The sequence below is a fragment of the Actinoplanes flavus genome, assembly GCF_017592555.1.
GTDB classification, from domain to species: Bacteria; Actinomycetota; Actinomycetes; order Mycobacteriales; family Micromonosporaceae; genus Actinoplanes; species Actinoplanes flavus.
This window is the reverse complement of sequence record NZ_JAGFNS010000005.1, coordinates 188396-204229: the sequence shown is the minus strand read 5'-3', so window position 1 is coordinate 204229 and position 15834 is coordinate 188396. Positions and strand designations below refer to the sequence as shown.

Below are 15834 nucleotides of genomic sequence, written 5' to 3'. Positions count from 1 at the left end.
CGTTAACTGACGGACAGGAGGAACATCGGTGGATGTCTCGGCCGCGACCTCGGCCCTGGGGACCGCTCTGCGCTACGACCCGTCGCTGGCCGCCGAGCCGGACCGGCTGGCCCGCGCCCTGGAGGATCTGCTGCCCGGCGACGAGCGGACCGTCGCCCTGCTGGTCGCCGCGGCCCGGGCCGGGGTGCCGGAGCTGCTCGCCGGCGGGCACGCCGAGCAGGCCCGGGACCGGCTCACCGGGTACGCCGGGTTGCGCCCGGACATCGCCGGGCAGTTGCTGGCCGCCTGGTCCGGCGACGACACGGCCGGGTCCGCGGACTCGCCCGGCCCGCCGGCCGCGGTGGCGCTCGGCGACGGCCCGGTGCTCGCGCTGGTGACCGGCTCCGGCGTCTTCACCGGGACCGCCGGGGCGTGGCGGCGGGTGGCCTCCCCGCCCGGCGCGACGTCACGGGACGTGGCGGTCGCCGGCGGCCACGTGCTGTGGACCGGCCCGGGCGGCGTGTTCGCCCGCCGCCTGCCCACCGCCGCCGACGACGACCCGAGCCGCCACCGCGACACCGGCGACGAACCGCGCGTCGTGGCGACCGCCGGCCAGGTGCGCTATCCGCTGGCCGCGGTCTGCCCGGACGGCGGCACGGTGGACGTCTTCTGGACGCCGGACCGGGTGCGGATCGAGCATGCGGCACTGCGCGACTGGGGTGGCGCGTCGTCGCTCGCGGTGCCGCCCGCGCCGTCGGGTGAACGGCTGACCGCGCTGGCGGCGGCCGCCGGCTCGGAGCGGACGGTGTGGCTCGCGGCGCTCACCGAGGCAGGCACGACGGCATACGCCCGCTGGGATCTGGCCACCGGCATCGGCGGCTGGACGCCGGTCGCTCCGCCGGCCCGCCTGGCGACGCTCACCCTGGCCGGGCGGTGGCTGCTGGCGTACACGGTGGCCGGTCACCTGCTCGCCTACGACCTGGACGGCGCCCGCCAGTGGCGCAGCGTCGACCATCCCGCCGGGGTGGCCCGCTTCGCCCGCGCCCCGCACGCGATCGCCGCGACCCGCGACCTGCTCCTGGTGGCCGGCCCGTCCGGCACGTGGACGGCGCCCCTCGACTCCCACGCCGAAGTGCCCCGCCTGGGCCCCGCGACCCTTCAAGATCTTTGACACCTTTCCCGGTACGCGCGACCCCGTCCCCCTCCTTTCCGGACAGTCCCGCCCCGCCACGCGACCTAGCTGCCCACTCCCGCCCGTGCCGCGCCCGCCGGGCGTAGATCAGTGGTCCAGCCGGCTCCCAGAGCTGTCTCAACCGCCCCGAAACAGCCCTGACAGCCAGCCGAAGAACCTCGGCTGGCTGCCAGCGCTTGATCAACGGGGGTGAGGCAGCGCTGAGGGCCGGCTGGACCACCGATCTACGCCCGGCGCGGGCGGCACATGCGGGACCCGGCAGCTGGGTCGCCGCCCTCCTCCGGCGGGACGCGTAGGCGTACCGGAAATGGGGTTAAAGGAGGGTTTCCAGGAGGTCGGGCAGGTGCTCGGGGCCGTGGTGGTGGAGGGTGGCGCGGAGGCCGGCGGCGGCGAGCGCCGGCACGTGACCGGGCAGCAGGGCGTGCACGTCGGCGTCGAGGGCGGCGCGGGCGGCCAGCACGTCGGTGTCCCGGTCGGTGGGCAGGCCGTCGGCGACGATCACGACGATCGGCCGTGGCGTGGCGAAACCGTCGGCGGCCAACTGGTCGGTGTCGTGGGCGGTACAGCTCGCGAGCATCCGCAGCCCGGCGGCCAGGGAGCTGAAGCCGCCGGGCCGGGGCACCGGCAGGTGGTGCAGGCCGGTGACCCGGGTCAGCGGGATCAGCAGGGCGGCCTGGTCGGCGTAGGTCACCATGCCGAGCCAGGCCTGGTCGCCGCGGGCGCGTTCGATGCGGTCGACGACGGCGGGCAGCGCCTGGGCGGCCCGTTGGTGGAAGCCGTTGCGCACGGTCGATCCGGACACGTCCAGCAGCAGGTAGACGACGGCCACGTCAGAACCTGACGGACGGCGGTGTCAGGTGGGGTCGTGGTAGCCCTCGTCGGCGCGTTCCCGGCGGAGGTGGTCCTCGGCCCGGCGAGCGGGACGGCCGGTCTCCGCAGCGAGACCCTGGTACATGGGTTTCACCTGCTCGTAGGGGCGGCCGGGCGGCAGCAGCGGGACGGCCGGGTCGACGACGGCCTCGATCAGGGTGGGCCGGCCGGCGGTCAGCGCGGTCTGCCAGGCGGCGGGCAGCTCGTCCGGGGCGGTGACCCGGATGCCGTGCAGGCCGAGCAGCTCGGCGTAGCGGGCGTAGGGCACGTCCGGCAGCTCCTGGGAGGTGGGGAAGCGGGGTTCGCCCTCGGTCTCGCGCTGTTCCCAGCTCACCTCGGCGAGGTCGCGGTTGTTGAGCACGCAGATCACGTACCGGGGGTCGGCCCAGTCCCGCCAGCGGCTCGCCACGGTGACGAGTTCGGCGAGGCCGGACATCTGCATGGCGCCGTCGCCGGTGAGCACCACGACCGGCCGGTGCGGGTCGTCGAGTTTGGCGGCCGTCCCGTACGGCAGCCCGCACCCCATCGACGCGAGGGTGCTGGACAGGTGGGCCGGCACACCGGGCGGCAGGCGCAGGTGGCGGGCGTACCAGTAGACGACCGAGCCGACGTCGACGGCGACCCGGGCGTCGGCGGGCAGCCGTTCGGTGAGCGACCGGACGACGAGCTGCGGGTTGAGCGGTTCGGCGGGGGCGGCGGCCCGGGACGCGGCGATGGCGTGCCAGCGCCGGGTCCACTCCTCGACGCGCCCGGCCCAGGCGCGGTCGGTGCGTTCGGGGATCAGGTCGAGCAGGCCGCGTACGGTCTCCGCCGCGTCGCCGAGCAGCGGCACCTCGACCGGGTAGCGGATGCCGAGCCGCCGCCCGTCGATGTCGATCTGCACGGCGCGGGCCTGGCCGGGTTTCGGGTAGTACTCGGTCCACGGGTCGTTGGTGCCGATCAGCAGCAGCGTGTCGCAGTTTTTCATGAGCTGGTCGCTGGCGGTCGTGCCGAGGTGTCCCATCACTCCGGTGTGGTAGGGCAGGGTCTCGTCGAGGACCGGTTTGCCCAGCAGGGACGCGGTCACTCCGGCGCCGAGGCGTTCGGCGAGCGCGCGGATCTCCGGTTCGGCGCCGTACGCCCCCTGGCCCACCATGATCGCCACCCGCTCACCGGCGGTGAGCACCCCGGCGGCGGCCCGCAGGTCCCCGGGTCGCGGCAGCACCCGGGCGGGGCGCAGCCCGGGGCTGGTCACCAGCACGCCGTGCTCCTGCGCTCGCGGGTCGGGCGCGGCGGCCTGCTGCACGTCGTGCGGGAGGATGACGCAGGTGGGGCTGCGGGTGGCGAGCGCGGTGCGGAAGGCCCGGTCGAGCAGCATCGGCGCCTGTTCCGCGGTGTAGGCGGCCTGGACGAACTGGGCGCACACGTCGCCGAAGAGCCGGACCAGGTCGATCTCCTGCTGATAGGCGCTGCCGAGGACGGTCGACACCTGCTGGCCGACGATCGCGACGACCGGCTGGGAGTCGAGCCGGGCGTCGTAGAGGCCGTTGAGCAGGTGTACGGCGCCGGGCCCCTGGGTGGCCAGGCAGACGCCGGCACGGCCGGTGTACTTGGCGTGCCCGACCGCCATGAACGCGGCCGACTCCTCGTGCCGGGCCTGCACGAACGACGGCTTCCCGGCGCGGCGCAGGGCACCGATGACGCCGTCGATGCCGTCGCCGGAGTAGCCGAAGACCCGCTCCACCTGCCAGTCGAGCAGCCGTTGCACCACCACGTCGGAGACTGTGCGCTGTTCCGTCATGGATCCCGGCTACCCGCCGGACGGAGTTGTATTCTCGCCCGATGAGAGCCACTGACCGGTGACCGACGTCGTTCGACTGCGAGGTCTCGCGTCCTGGGCGCGGGGTGTCCTGATCGGCGCGGGCCTGGCCGAGCCGGCGGCTCGCGCCTGTTTCCTGCGGGTGGTGGCGCGCCGGTTCGCCGACGTCGACGGCGTCGATCTTCCGCTGTGGCCGTTCCCGGGGGACGACGGGACCGAGGCGCCGGAGCCGGTTCGGCTGCGGGTCGCGGAGGTCCTCACCGCCGAGGTGTGCCGGGACGTGGAGGTGGTGGGCTGGCTGTACCAGTTCTTCACCGCCGGGCAGAAGGACGAGGTGTTCGCGGGGTTCACCCGGAACCGGAAGGCCGGCGCCGCGGAGATCCCGGCCGCCACGCGACTGTTCACACCGGACTGGATCGCCCGGTACCTGGTGGAGAACTCGCTGGGCCGGTTGTGGCTGCTGAACCGGCCGTCCTCGGGACTGGCCGCGCGGATGCCGTACCTGCTGCCGCTGCCGGCCGGGGAGCCGTCGTCGTACGCCAAGATCGCCGGCCCGGAGGAGATCCGGCTGATCGATCCGGCCTGCGGTTCGGGGCACCTGCTCACGTACGCCTTCGATCTGCTGCACGCGATCTACGAGGAGGAGGGGTATCCGTCGGCGGAGATCCCCGGCCTGATCCTGGCGCACAACCTGGCCGGCGTGGAGATCGACCCGGCGGCCGGTGCGCTGGCCGTGTTCGCACTGACCATGAAGGCGCGGTCGCGGGGTTTCGGCGGGCCGGTCGCGCCGCGGATCCACGTGCTGGAGCCGGTGTCGTTCACCCCGGCCGAGGTGGCGTCGCTGGGCGGGGACGCGGTGTTCTGGAACGCGTTCGCCGACGCCGGGACGCTGGGGTCGCTGATCCGGCCGGGCCCGGCGCCGGAGCCGGTGGCCGTGCCGGATCCGGGGCTGCGCCGGCGGGCGGAGCGGGTGCGGGCGCAGGCGGAGGTGCTGTCGTCGCGGTACCACGTGGTGGTGGCGAACCCGCCGTACCTGGGTCACGGCAACATGGACGCGGTGCTGTCGGCGTTCGCCCGCCGGGAGTACCCGGACTCGCGGACCGGCCTGTGCGCGATGTTCCTCGAACGGTGCGCGGATCTGGCGGTGCCCCGGGCGTTCATCGCGATGATCACCATGCAGTCGTGGATGTTCCTGCGGTCGTACGCGGCGCTGCGGACGAATCTGCTGCGCGACCGGGCGATCGTGACGATGGCGCACCTGGGCGCCCGGGCGTTCGACGCGATTGCCGGGGAGGTGGTCGCCACGACGGCGTTCGTCCTGGTCAACGTGGCGCAGCCGGATCTCGTGGGTGGCTTCGTCCGGCTCGTCGAGGAGCGCGGGGAGGCGGCGATGAGTGCCGCGTTCCGGGAGGCGGTGGCCGGCCGGCGGACGGTGTACGCGGCGACGGCCGGGCGGTTGGGGCGGGTGCCGGGCACGCCGATCGCGTACTGGCTGCCGGAGCCGATGCTGCGCGCCTTCGCGGTGGGCCGCCCGCTGTCCGCGACGGGCGAGCCGCGGCAGGGGCTGGCGACCGCCGACAACGGCCGCTTCGTACGGCTGTGGCACGAGGTGAGCGCGAGCCGGACCGGTTTCGGGATGTCGCGTGCGGAGGCGGCCGCGTCGGGGCGCACCTGGTTCCCGTACAACAAGGGTGGCGACTTCCGCCGCTGGTACGGCAACCAGGAGTTCGTGGTCAACTGGCGCGACGACGGCGCGGAGATCCGGTCGTTCGGCGCCGGGCCGGGGCGGCCCCGGTCGCGGGCGCAGAACACGGCCTACTACTTCCGGCCCTCGCTGTCGTGGTCGAAGGTCGGCACCGGGCCGCCGGCGTTCCGCTGGTATCCGCCCGGGTTCGTGTTCGACGTGGCCGGCACGTCGATCTTCGCGGCCGAGCGGGAGCTGCTGCGGTTGGCGGCGGTCTGCAACTCCACGGTCGCCCGGGACATGCTGGCCGCCACCTCGCCGACGCTGAACTTCGAGGTGGGCACGCTGGCCCGGCTGCCGGTCGCCGACGTGCCGGAGCGGGCGCTGGCGGATGTCCGGGAGCTGGTGGACCTGCACCGCGCCGACTGGGACTCGCGCGAGACGTCCTGGGGTTTCACCACGCTCGACCTGGTCGCGGGCGGTCCGGGACGGGTCGGGGACGCGGTCGGTGCGGCGTTCGCGCGGGACGTGGCGGCGGCCGCGCGGGCGCGGGCGCTGGAGACCCGGGTGAACGGGGCGGTGGCCGCGGCGTACGGGCTGGACGGCACCGGCGCCGAGGTGCCGTTGGAGCGGATCACGCTGTCCGGCAATCCGGCCTTCCGGTTCGGCGCCGGCCTGGCGGAGGCCGAGCAGCGGCGGCGGTACGTGCGGGAACGCGTCGCCGACCTGGTGTCGTACGCGGTCGGGTGCATGTTCGGCCGGTACAGCCTGGACGTGCCCGGTCTGGTCCTCGGTGACCAGGGCGCGACCCTCGACGACTATCTGGCGCGGGTGCCGCGGCCGTCGTACCGGCCGGTGGCGGAGAACGTGCTCACCGCCGACGAGATCGACGTCCGGTTCCGTGAGTTCCTGCGGGTGGCGTTCGGCGGCGAGCACGTCGGGGAGAATCTGCGGTTCGTCACCGCCACGCTGGGCGTACCGGATCTGCGCGGCTATCTCGGGCGGGCGTTCTATGCCGACCATGTCCGGCGGTATCGCAGGCGGCCGGTGTACTGGCTGTTCGCCGGCCCGACGGCGTCGCTAATCTACCTGCACCGCTACCGGCCGTCGACGGTGGCGGCGGTGCTCGCCCGGACGGGGGCTCGCGACGGGGCGCTGTCCGCGTTGGCCGCCCGGCCGCCGGAGATCGACCTGGACGACGGGGTGAAGGCGAACTACACGAGGTTCGGCACGGCGCTGCGGCCCGTCTCCGGGCTGACCCCCGGCGACTGAGCCAGCCAGGCGGTGGTGGTGGCGGCGTCCTGGGGGCGGGCGATCCCGTACCCCTGGGCGTAGTCGCAGCCGTACTCGCGCAGCCGGTCGAGGATCCCGTCGTCCTCGACGCCCTCGGCCACGATGCGCATGCCGAGGCTGTGCGCCAACTGGACGGTGCTGTGCACGATGGCGGCGCTGCGCGGGTCGGTGTCGCAGCGGCTCACGAAGGCGCGGTCCAGTTTCAGGTCGTCGGCCGGCAGCACCTGGAGGTAGCTGAGGCTGGAGTAGCCGGTGCCGTAGTCGTCGACGGCCAGGCGCACACCCCGGTCGCGCAGCGTGCCGAGCAGCTTGAGGGCGTTGCCGGCGTCGGTCATCAGGACGCTCTCGGTGACCTCCAGTTCGAGTGCCGAGGCGGGCAGCCGGTAGTGCTCCAGCAGCGCGGCGATCTGCTCGGGGAAGGCGGGGTCGCGCAGGTTGGACACCGACAGGTTGACCGCGACCGGCACGGCGAGGCCCTGATCGTGCCAGGCGCGGCTCTGCCGGCAGGCGAGGTCGAGCACCACCCCGGTGATGCGGCCCATCAGGTCGGCGCTCTCCGCGGTGTGCAGGAACGCGTCCGGGAAGACCAGCCCGCGGACCGGGTGTTGCCAGCGGACCAGCGCCTCCACGCCGACGACCCGACGGTCGGCGCCGACGGTGACCTTGGGCTGGTAGTGCAGGACCAGTTCGCCGCGGTCCAGGCCGGCGCGCAGTTCCTCGAGCATGGTGAGGCGGGCGCGGGCGTGGTCGTCGAGCCCGGTGGCGAAGACCGGACCGCCGTGGCCCTGTTTGGCGGCGTACATGGCCACGTCGGCGCGGCGCAGCAGGGTGGAGCGGTCGGCGCCGTCGTCGGGGCGGACCGCGATGCCGATGCTGGCGTCGACGTGCAGGTCCACCTCGGGCAGCCGGAACGGCTCCCGCAGGGTGCTCAGCAGCCGGTTCACCACGGCGGCCGCGTCGTCGCGGCCCATCCCCGGCATGAGCAGCGCGAACTCGTCGCCGCCGAGCCGGGCCAGCTGGACCGGCCCGCGGACCACGGCGTGCAGCCGGATGCCGACCAGCCGGAGCAGGCTGTCCCCGACGTCGTGGCCGAAGCTGTCGTTGACCTCCTTGAACCGGTCCAGGTCGACGAAGGCCACGGCGAGCGGCCCGCCGGTGGCGGCCAGCTCACGGTCCAGGCGCTCGATGAAGTGACGCCGGTTGCCGAGGCCGGTCAGCTCGTCGGTGCGGGCCAGCCGGCGGGCCGCGCCCACCTGCTCGGCGGTGCGGACGCTGACCATCATCCGGACGATCGCGGCGGTCACCGCGGTCGCGGCGAGCACGCTGCTGACCGCCGCGACGGACCGCTCGTTGAGCGCCGCGACGACGAGAAGACCGAGAGAAAGAACGGCCAACACCGCGGGTACGGCGGTGCTGAGCCAGACACGCGGCCGCGTGGTCGCGGTCGGGCGGGCCGGCTGCCAGGCGGCCGCGGCGAGCACGAGCAGCCCGGTGATCCACAGCAGCTCCAGCGACTGGGGCACGTCGGCGCCCTGCCAGAGCAGCATGGTGTCGGCCGTGTCGGCGGCGGCGAACAGGCCCATCCCGGCGATCAGCAGCCCGAGGACCCGGTCGGCGCGCCACCCGCACAGCGCCCACGCGCCGAGCAGGAAGCCGGTGACGGCGATGTCGGACAGCCCGTAGGCGGCGTTCACGACGACGCCGAGCGTGGTGGAGTGCGGGGCCGGTTCGACGGCGGCGAGCACCGGCACGGAGGCCAGGGCGGCGACCGCGGTCGCGGCGATCACTCCGTCCAGCCAGGCGGCGGCGCCGAGCCGGGGCAGTCGCCGGCGCAGCAGCAGCGCGAGGGCGACCGCGAAAGCCGGGTAGAAGGACAGCCACAGCGCGTCGGCCCAGGTCACCAGCGGTTCCGGGTCGAGGTGGCGTATCCGCAGGAACGCGTAGAGGTCGCCACCCGCGGAGGCGATCATTCCGGCCGCCAGGAACGCCCAGGCCGGCTCGCCGCGGCGCGCGCGGGCCGCGACGAGCAGGCCGGGGATCAGGTATGCGGCGATGAGCAGCACCCCGGCGACCGGATGGTCACCGATGCCGGAACCGAGGTCGGACAGAACGCAGACGACCGCCTCGACACCTACGAGGACACCGGCGAGCCACCACATGCCAGGACCTATCGGTGGCCCCCGGGGGCGGTTGAGTGTTGTCTACCGGGCGACGTCGAGCTGGCGGTGCTCGGGCAGCCGGGTGCCGACCGGGTCCAGGTGGTGGGCGCCGACGACCTCGACGGTCTCCCCCTCGGGCAGGATGATCCGGGAGCCGGGCGGGGCCTCGGTGTCCGGTGGGCACAGGACGGTGGTGCCGGTCTCCCGGTGCGCGATGACGCAGGGGCCCACCGGGACCGGTCCACGGCCGGGCGTCTGCACCCGGACGGTGCACGGTTCACCGGCATGCAGCAGGGCGAATTCGAGCCAGGTCACGACCGGTGATTTTCCCGATCGCCGCGGATTCAATCAACGTGGCACGATCTCCGGGTGCCGCGCTTCCCCGCTTCCGACGGTGTCGGACTGTTCTACGACGTCCTCGGCACGGGTGATCCGCTCGTGGTGCTGGGCGGCGGCCCCGGTATGGACGTGCGCTACCTGGGCGACCTCGGCGGGCTCTCGGGCGGCCGGCGGCTGATCCGGCTGGACGCTCGCGCGGCGGGCCGTTCCGAGGTTCCGGCCGACCGGTCGACGGTGTCGTTCGTCCGGCAGGCGGGCGATGTCGAGGCGCTGCGCGAGCATCTGGGCCTGGACCGGTTCGACCTGCTGGCCCATTCGGCGGGGTCGCTCACCGCCCAGGAGTACGCGGCCCGCCATCCCGGGCGGGTGCGGCGGCTGGTCCTGGTGACGCCGGTGGGCCGTACCGGCCGGGACATCGACCTCGACGACCTGGCCGCGGTCCGCGCCACCCGCCGCGCCGAACCGTGGTATCCGCAGGCCGCGGCCGCCGCCCGGGAACTGGCGGCCGGCGGTCAGGGCCCGTTCCTGCAGGTCCGGCTCATCCCGTTCCACTGGCACCGGTGGACGCCGGAGCGCCGCCACGAGTACGTGGCGGGCCATGCGACGTCGCTGCCGTGGCTGCGTGACGCCTTCTACGCGGGCGCCGAGGCGGCCTGCGCGGCTCCGGTGAGCGCTCCGGTCCTGGTGGTGGCGGGCGCCTCGGACGGCATGATCGGCGTGGCCCCGGCCCGGACGGTGGCGGCGGCTCATCCGGGCGCCCGTCTCGAGGTGATGCCCGGTTCCGGGCACCGTCCGTGGGTGGAGGAGCCGGAGACGTTCCGCGGGCTGGTGGACGGCTTCCTGAGCTGATCGCGCCTGCCGGGCAGAATGCGAGAACCCTGACAAATCTTCGGATCGCTGGGATACAACCAGCATGTCACCTTATATCCGGATGAAACGGGGCGTTCACCGTGACCAGTTCTCTGAAGTCGTCGAAAACGCGTGAAGAAAAGGATCAGCAGTACCAGCAGAGCCTGAGCACCACGGCGGCCCGGAATCTCACCAACACCACCAAGTCGGTCCCGCAGATGCAGGAGATCACCTCCCGGTGGCTGCTGCGCAAGCTGCCGTGGGTGGAGGTGTCCGGTGGCGCGTACCGGGTGAACCGGCGGATGACCTACCGGATCGGCGACGGCCGGCTCACCTTCGTCAACACCGGGTCGTCGGTGCAGGTGATACCGGACGAACTGCGGGAGATCGCGGTGCTCGCCGGGATCGACGACCAGGAACTGCTGAACGCGATCGCGGGCCGGCTCGAACAGCACGAGTACGAGCCGGGGCAGGTGATCGTCGAGTTCGGGTCGGTGGCCGACAACATGTACCTGATCGCGCACGGCAAGGTCGTCAAGGTGGGGGTCGGCGCGTACGGCGACCCGCTGAGCCTGGGCGTGATGGCCGACGGGGAGGTGTTCGGCGAGCGGGTGCTGGTCGAGGCCGACCCGATCTGGGCGTACACCGCGAAGGCGATGACCTCGGTGACCATCCTGGCGCTGCCGCGGGCGGCGTTCGCCGAGCTGACGGCGGGCAGCGAGACGTTGCGGCGGCACGTGGACGGGTTCCGGGACCAGAGCCGGCGGCCGCAGAACAAGTACGGTGAGGCCGAGATCAAGGTGGCGGCCGGGCACTACGGCGAGCCGACGCTGGCCGGCACGTACGTCGACTACGAGCTACGCCCCCGCGAGTACGAGCTGAGCGTCGCCCAGACCGTTCTGAAGATCCACACCCGGGTCGCGGACCTCTTCAACGACCCGATGAACCAGTTGGATCAGCAGTTGCGGCTGACCGTGGAGGCGCTGCGGGAGCGGCAGGAGTACGAGCTGGTCAACAACCGTGAGTTCGGCCTGCTGCACAACGCCGACCTGCGCCAGCGCATCCACACCCGCAGCGGCCCGCCCACCCCGGACGACCTGGACGAGCTGCTCGCCATGCGGCGCAGCACCCGGCTCTTCCTGGCCCATCCGCAGGCGATCGCCGCGTTCGGCCGGGAGTGCACGAAGCGGGGCATCTACCCACCGACGGTGGAGATGGACGGGCACACCGTCCCGTCCTGGCGCGGGGTGCCGATCCTGCCGTCCGGCAAGATCCCGATCAGCCACACGCACACCACGTCGATCCTGGCGATGCGGACCGGCGAACACGACCAGGGCGTCGTCGGGCTGCACCAGACCGGGCTGCCGGACGAGTACCAGCCGGGCCTCAACGTGCGGTTCATGGGGATCGACGAGAAGGCGATCATGTCGTACCTGGTCAGCGCGTACTACTCGGCGGCGGTGCTGGTGCCGGACGCGCTGGGCATCCTCGACCACGTCGAGTTGTCGCACTGATGGCGGCGACCCTGGCGCCGCCCGGGGATCTGCGCAAGCTCCTGCCCGGTCTCGGCATGTCGGCGGCCTTCCTCGGGCCGCTGGTCAAGCCGGTCCCGGAGGGTGAGCTGTTCTGCCCGGACGCGCTGCGCGACGACCCGGCCCTGGGCGAGGTGGTCGACGACGGCCTGATCGCCTGGGCCCGCGAGGTCGGGATCTACGAGGGCCGGCTGGAGAAGCTGCGATCGTACGGCTTCGGCCGCTACATGATGCTGGCCCACCCGGCCGTCGACGATCCGGACCGGTTGCTCGCCGCCACCAAGTGCCTGGTGGCCGAATGGGCGGCCGACGACTACTACGTCGACGAGGTGGAGCTGGGGTCGGATCCGATGGTGGTCGGCTCGCGGCTGGCCCGGCTCATGTCGGTGGTCGACCCGGCGGCGTTGGTGCCGCGCTACGCCACCGACATGGACGCCTACCACCGGCTGCAACCGATCTCGGAGGCCTTCCGCACGGCGATGGACCACCTGGCCCGGTACGCCTCCACCGCGCAGATCGGCCGTTTCCAGCATCAGATGGCGATCCTGTTCCTGGCCTGGTGCCAGGAGGCGGACTGGCACGCCAACCGGCGCACTCCCCCGGTCTGGGAGTACCTGGTGCAGCGGCATCTCAACAGCTATCTGCCGCCGATGATCCTGGTCGACGTGCTGGCCGGGTACGAGCTGCCGGCGCACGAGTTCTACCACCCGGAGGTACGCCGTGCCTACACGACGGCCGCCAACGCCGCGGTCCTCGTCAACGACATCCACTCGGCGCCGTCGGAATCGGACAACGACTACAACCTGCCGAAGGTGCTGGCGCAGGCCGAGGGTCTCGGCCCGAAGGACGCGATGCGGCGCACCGTCGAGATCCACAACGAGTTGATGCACACCTTCGTCGAACTGGCCGCCCGGCTCAGTCTGGCCGGATCGCCGCACCTGCGACGGTTCCTCGCGGACATCTGGGCCTGGACCGGCGGCAGCCGCCGCTGGCACGCGACCACCGGCCGCTATCAGAGGAGTTGATGATGACGAGCACGATTCTGCGTACCGATTTCGAGAAGTCGGTGGCCGCGTACTGGAACACCCACCGGAACGATCCGGTCAACCTGCGGCTGGGCGAGGTGGACGACCTCTACCACCATCACTACGGTGTCGGACCGTACGACCCGTCCGTACTGGACGGCCCGGAGCAGCGGATCATCGGCGAGCTGCACCGGCTGGAGAGCGCGCAGGCCGACCTGCTGCTCGATCATCTCGGTCCGGTCGAGCCGGACGACATGGTCCTGGACGCCGGATCCGGTCGCGGCGGCACCAGCATCATGGCGCACCGGCGGTTCGGGTGCGAGGTGGACGGGGTGTCGATCTCCGAGTACCAGGTGGGGTTCGCCAACGACCAGGCGGCGCGGCGGGGCGTCGCCGAGCGGGTCCGCTTCCATTTCCGGAACATGCTGGACACCCGGCTGCCGTCCGGTTCCCGCCAGGCGATCTGGACCAACGAGACGACCATGTATGTCGATCTCGGGGACCTCTACCGGGAGTTCGCGCGGGTGCTGCGGTTCGGCGGCCGCTACGTGTGTATCACCGGATGCGCCAACGACGTGACCGGGCTGCGATCGAAAGCGGTCAGCCGGATCAACGAGCACTACACGTGCGACATCCATCCGCGCAGCGCCTACTTCCGCGCGCTGGCCGACAACGGCCTGGTGCCGATCGAGGTCGTCGACCTCACGCCCGCGACCATCCCCTACTGGCAGCTGCGCGCGCGGTCGTCGGTCGCGACCGGCATCGAGGAGGCCTTCCTGACCGCCTACCAGGAGGCCAGCTTCCACTATCTGCTGATCGCCGCGGACCGCGTCTGACCCGTTTCCGGTACGCACGAAGCCGCGGCCCAGGACGTCCGTCCCGGCCGCGGCGCGCCCGCCGGGCGTGGGTGGGCCGTCACGGCCGGGGTGGTCAGCGGATCAGGGTGCTGGCCAGGGCGCGGGCGTGGTCGGTCCACGGCACCGGGCGCATGGTGGCCGGGTCGAGGCGGATGTTGACCCGGCGGCCCTCGGCGTAGACGGCCTCCCCGTCCAGCGAGGTCACCCGGAAGCCGTAGGAGGCGCTGGAGTTGCCGAGCCGGTCGAGCCAGAAGTGGACGGCGATGTCACCGACGCTGGCGACCGGGCGGTGGAAGGCGATCGCGTACTCCCGGACGGCGTTGAAGGCGTCCGGTGTGGTGGGGCGGCCACCGGTGAAGGAGACGCCCCGATCGGCCCACCACTGGGAGACGGCGCGTTCGACCAGAACCGCGTACCGCGAGTTGTGCAGGATGCCCATGGCGTCGAGGTCGTCGAAGTGGACCGCGGTGCGCTCGACGGCCCCGTAGGCGGCGCCGGTCTCGGTGACGGTGGTCATGTCTGCTCCAGGATCGTCGGATCGGTGGTGACGGCGCGCAGGTGCTCGAGGAGCTGCCGGCGGGCCTGGGCGTAGGTGGGTGCGGCGCCGACGACCGGGGCCTGCATCACGGCGCAGACCCCGAGCGACTCGACGTGGTAGGCGAGCCCGGCCGGGTCGACGCCGGGCCGCAGCTCGCCGAGGCCGGCCGCCTCACCGGCCAGGCCGGTGAGGAAGGTCATCCAGTCGGTGAGCTCACCGGCGAGACGGTCCCGGATGGCCCCCGGGCGGGCGTTGAACTCGAAGTGGGCGTTGGCGAAGAAGCAGCCGCCGGGCAGCACCCGGGCCTCGTAGAAGGCGATCCGCCGATCGTGCACGGCCCACAGCCGGCGGACTCCGGCCGGGACCTCCAGGGCGGGCCGGATGACCTGGTCACGCCACTGGGCGCGGGCCTGGTCGATGACGGCGAGCTGGAGCGCCTCCTTGGATCGCCAGTGGGCGAAGAGGCCGGACTTGCTGACGCCGAGCGCGTCGGCGACCTGGCTCAGGGACAGGCCGTCGAGGCCGGCGACGGTGGCCAGCACGAGCGCCTGGTCGAGCACCGCGCCGCGGGTGCGCTCGCCGCGGATGAGCCGGCCGTCCTGCGTCATGCCCCGAACCTACAATCCGACCGACCGTTCGTAAATATAACGCCGGTCACTTCCGGGCCGTCCTCTGTGGAAGGCTGGATGACATGGTGAAACTCGGCATCAACCTGCCTCAGTTCCGGAACTACTCCCCCGGCGCCGACGTGATCGCGGCGGCCCGGGCGTTCGAGGAGATCGGCTACGACAGCCTGTGGGCCTTCGAGCGGCTGCTCGTGCCGCGCGACCAGAGCGGGCCGCACGGGCTGTACGGCGTACCCGATCTGCCTTGGCCCGACCTCTACCGGGGAGTCACCGACCCGCTGATCACGCTCACCCTGGCGGCCGCCGTCACCGAACGGATCGAGCTGGCCTCCGGCGTGCTGGTGGTGCCGTTCCACGCGCCGTTGCAGCTGGCCCGCGCGCTGGCGACCCTCGACGCGGCCAGTGGTGGCCGGGTGATCGCCGGGCTCGGCACCGGCTGGTCGCCGGACGAGTTCGAGGCCGGGTCGCCGGTGCCGCGCACCGGGCGGGGCCGGGCGCTGGACGAGTTCCTGGACATCGCGGCCGCGGTCTGGGGCCCGGACCCGGTCACCTACGACACCGGCCGCTACCGGGTGGCGCCCGCCGACATCAGCCCGAAGCCGGCCCGGCCGATCCCGGTGCTGCTCGGCGGGGCCGGGGAGAAGGCGCTGGCCCGGGTGGCCCGGCGCGCCGACGGCTGGGTGGCCAGCGGCACCGCCCCGGCGCAGGTGCGGACCACGTGGGCCCGGATCCGGGAGATGGCCGCCGAGGCGGGCCGCGACCCGGCGGCGATCAGCTGCGCGGTCCAGATCGGCACGCTGGACATCACCGAGTCGACGGCATCACCGCGCCCGCCCTACGCGGGAAACGTGGCGCAGTTGGCCGAGGACGTGGCGGCACTCGCCGAGGCGGGCGCCGACCATGTCTACGTGACACTCCCGGCCGCGGTCGACGACGTGAAGGAGCTGATCGACCGCGCCGCCGAGTTCCACGAGAAGGCCCGCGCCGCCCTGGCCTGACCGGGGCGGACGCTGCGACCTGCGAGATGCGGAATCCAAACCTGCAAAATGCGGAATTCAAAGCTGCAAGATGCGGAAAATTTCGCCTGCGGATA

At 72.9% G+C, this 15834-nt stretch carries 13 protein-coding genes; 7 read left to right on the top strand and 6 right to left on the bottom strand.

The window, feature by feature from the left end:
- The first annotated feature begins 28 nt into the window (after positions 1–28).
- Positions 29–1150, top strand: a complete 1122-nt coding sequence (locus J5X75_RS09775) for a hypothetical protein (protein WP_208467007.1) — start codon at positions 29–31, stop codon at positions 1148–1150.
- 334 nt (positions 1151–1484) lie between these two features.
- Here J5X75_RS09775 and J5X75_RS09770 read toward each other — a convergent pair whose 3' ends face one another.
- Positions 1485–2000 carry a vWA domain-containing protein gene (locus J5X75_RS09770; protein ID WP_208467006.1) on the bottom strand — a complete coding sequence of 172 codons (516 nt, stop codon included), beginning with the start codon at positions 1998–2000 and terminating at the stop codon, positions 1485–1487.
- Between the two features lie 24 nt (positions 2001–2024).
- Positions 2025–3821: a thiamine pyrophosphate-requiring protein gene (locus J5X75_RS09765; RefSeq protein WP_208467005.1), complete on the bottom strand. Its 1797-nt coding sequence runs from the start codon at positions 3819–3821 to the stop codon at positions 2025–2027.
- A gap of 58 nt (positions 3822–3879) precedes the next feature.
- Here J5X75_RS09765 and pglX point away from each other — a divergent pair, with 58 nt between their 5' ends.
- Positions 3880–6795, top strand: coding sequence for a BREX-1 system adenine-specific DNA-methyltransferase PglX (gene pglX / locus J5X75_RS09760; RefSeq protein ID WP_208467004.1), 2916 nt, complete (start codon positions 3880–3882; stop codon positions 6793–6795).
- Here the strand turns inward: pglX and J5X75_RS09755 are convergent.
- Together J5X75_RS09755 and J5X75_RS09750 are read right to left on the bottom strand one after the other, a co-directional pair.
- Entirely contained in the window at positions 6738–8975 is a 2238-nt protein-coding gene (locus tag J5X75_RS09755; protein ID WP_208467003.1) for a putative bifunctional diguanylate cyclase/phosphodiesterase, read from the bottom strand. The genes pglX and J5X75_RS09755 overlap by 58 nt on opposite strands.
- Positions 8976–9017: 42 nt before the next feature.
- Positions 9018–9290 carry a hypothetical protein gene (locus tag J5X75_RS09750; protein WP_208467002.1) on the bottom strand — a complete coding sequence of 91 codons (273 nt, stop codon included), beginning with the start codon at positions 9288–9290 and terminating at the stop codon, positions 9018–9020.
- A gap of 54 nt (positions 9291–9344) precedes the next feature.
- On the opposite strand from J5X75_RS09750, the gene J5X75_RS09745 reads away from it, so the two are divergent.
- The 4 genes from J5X75_RS09745 (at position 9345) to J5X75_RS09730 (ending at position 13556) form a co-directional block, all read left to right on the top strand.
- Entirely contained in the window at positions 9345–10163 is an 819-nt protein-coding gene (locus J5X75_RS09745; protein WP_208467001.1) for an alpha/beta fold hydrolase, read from the top strand.
- A gap of 101 nt (positions 10164–10264) precedes the next feature.
- Positions 10265–11677, top strand: coding sequence for a family 2B encapsulin nanocompartment shell protein (locus tag J5X75_RS09740; protein ID WP_307798008.1), 1413 nt, complete (start codon positions 10265–10267; stop codon positions 11675–11677).
- The gene (locus J5X75_RS09735) at positions 11677–12720 is read left to right on the top strand and encodes a family 2 encapsulin nanocompartment cargo protein terpene cyclase (RefSeq protein ID WP_208467000.1); all 1044 of its coding nucleotides are present in this window, start codon (positions 11677–11679) and stop codon (positions 12718–12720) included. Before J5X75_RS09740 ends, J5X75_RS09735 begins: the two co-directional genes overlap by 1 nt.
- A gap of 2 nt (positions 12721–12722) precedes the next feature.
- Positions 12723–13556 (top strand): geranyl diphosphate 2-C-methyltransferase, encoded by an 834-nt coding sequence (locus J5X75_RS09730; RefSeq protein WP_208466999.1) that lies wholly within the window; start codon positions 12723–12725, stop codon positions 13554–13556.
- A gap of 94 nt (positions 13557–13650) precedes the next feature.
- On the opposite strand, the gene J5X75_RS09725 is transcribed toward J5X75_RS09730, so the two are convergent.
- Both J5X75_RS09725 and J5X75_RS09720 read right to left on the bottom strand, forming a co-directional pair.
- Positions 13651–14094 (bottom strand): acyl-CoA thioesterase, encoded by a 444-nt coding sequence (locus J5X75_RS09725; protein WP_208466998.1) that lies wholly within the window; start codon positions 14092–14094, stop codon positions 13651–13653.
- A complete protein-coding gene (locus J5X75_RS09720; RefSeq protein WP_208466997.1) occupies positions 14091–14723 on the bottom strand; it encodes a TetR/AcrR family transcriptional regulator in 633 nt (210 codons plus the stop codon). Before J5X75_RS09720 ends, J5X75_RS09725 begins: the two co-directional genes overlap by 4 nt.
- A gap of 83 nt (positions 14724–14806) precedes the next feature.
- Between J5X75_RS09720 and J5X75_RS09715 the strand changes: the two genes are divergently transcribed.
- Positions 14807–15739, top strand: coding sequence for a TIGR03619 family F420-dependent LLM class oxidoreductase (locus tag J5X75_RS09715; RefSeq protein ID WP_208466996.1), 933 nt, complete (start codon positions 14807–14809; stop codon positions 15737–15739).
- Positions 15740–15834: the final 95 nt, after the last annotated feature.

Bases quoted from the DNA above. Each gene is read 5' to 3' on its own strand.
- J5X75_RS09755 (WP_208467003.1), bottom strand. From the start codon at position 8,975: ATGTGGTGGCTCGCCGGTGTCCTCGTAGGTGTCGAGGCGGTCGTCTGC.
- J5X75_RS09735 (WP_208467000.1), top strand. From the start codon at position 11,677: ATGGCGGCGACCCTGGCGCCGCCCGGGGATCTGCGCAAGCTCCTGCCC.
- J5X75_RS09730 (WP_208466999.1), top strand. From the start codon at position 12,723: ATGACGAGCACGATTCTGCGTACCGATTTCGAGAAGTCGGTGGCCGCG.
- J5X75_RS09715 (WP_208466996.1), top strand. From the start codon at position 14,807: ATGGTGAAACTCGGCATCAACCTGCCTCAGTTCCGGAACTACTCCCCC.
- J5X75_RS09720 (WP_208466997.1), bottom strand. From the start codon at position 14,723: ATGACGCAGGACGGCCGGCTCATCCGCGGCGAGCGCACCCGCGGCGCG.
- J5X75_RS09725 (WP_208466998.1), bottom strand. From the start codon at position 14,094: ATGACCACCGTCACCGAGACCGGCGCCGCCTACGGGGCCGTCGAGCGC.
- J5X75_RS09765 (WP_208467005.1), bottom strand. From the start codon at position 3,821: ATGACGGAACAGCGCACAGTCTCCGACGTGGTGGTGCAACGGCTGCTC.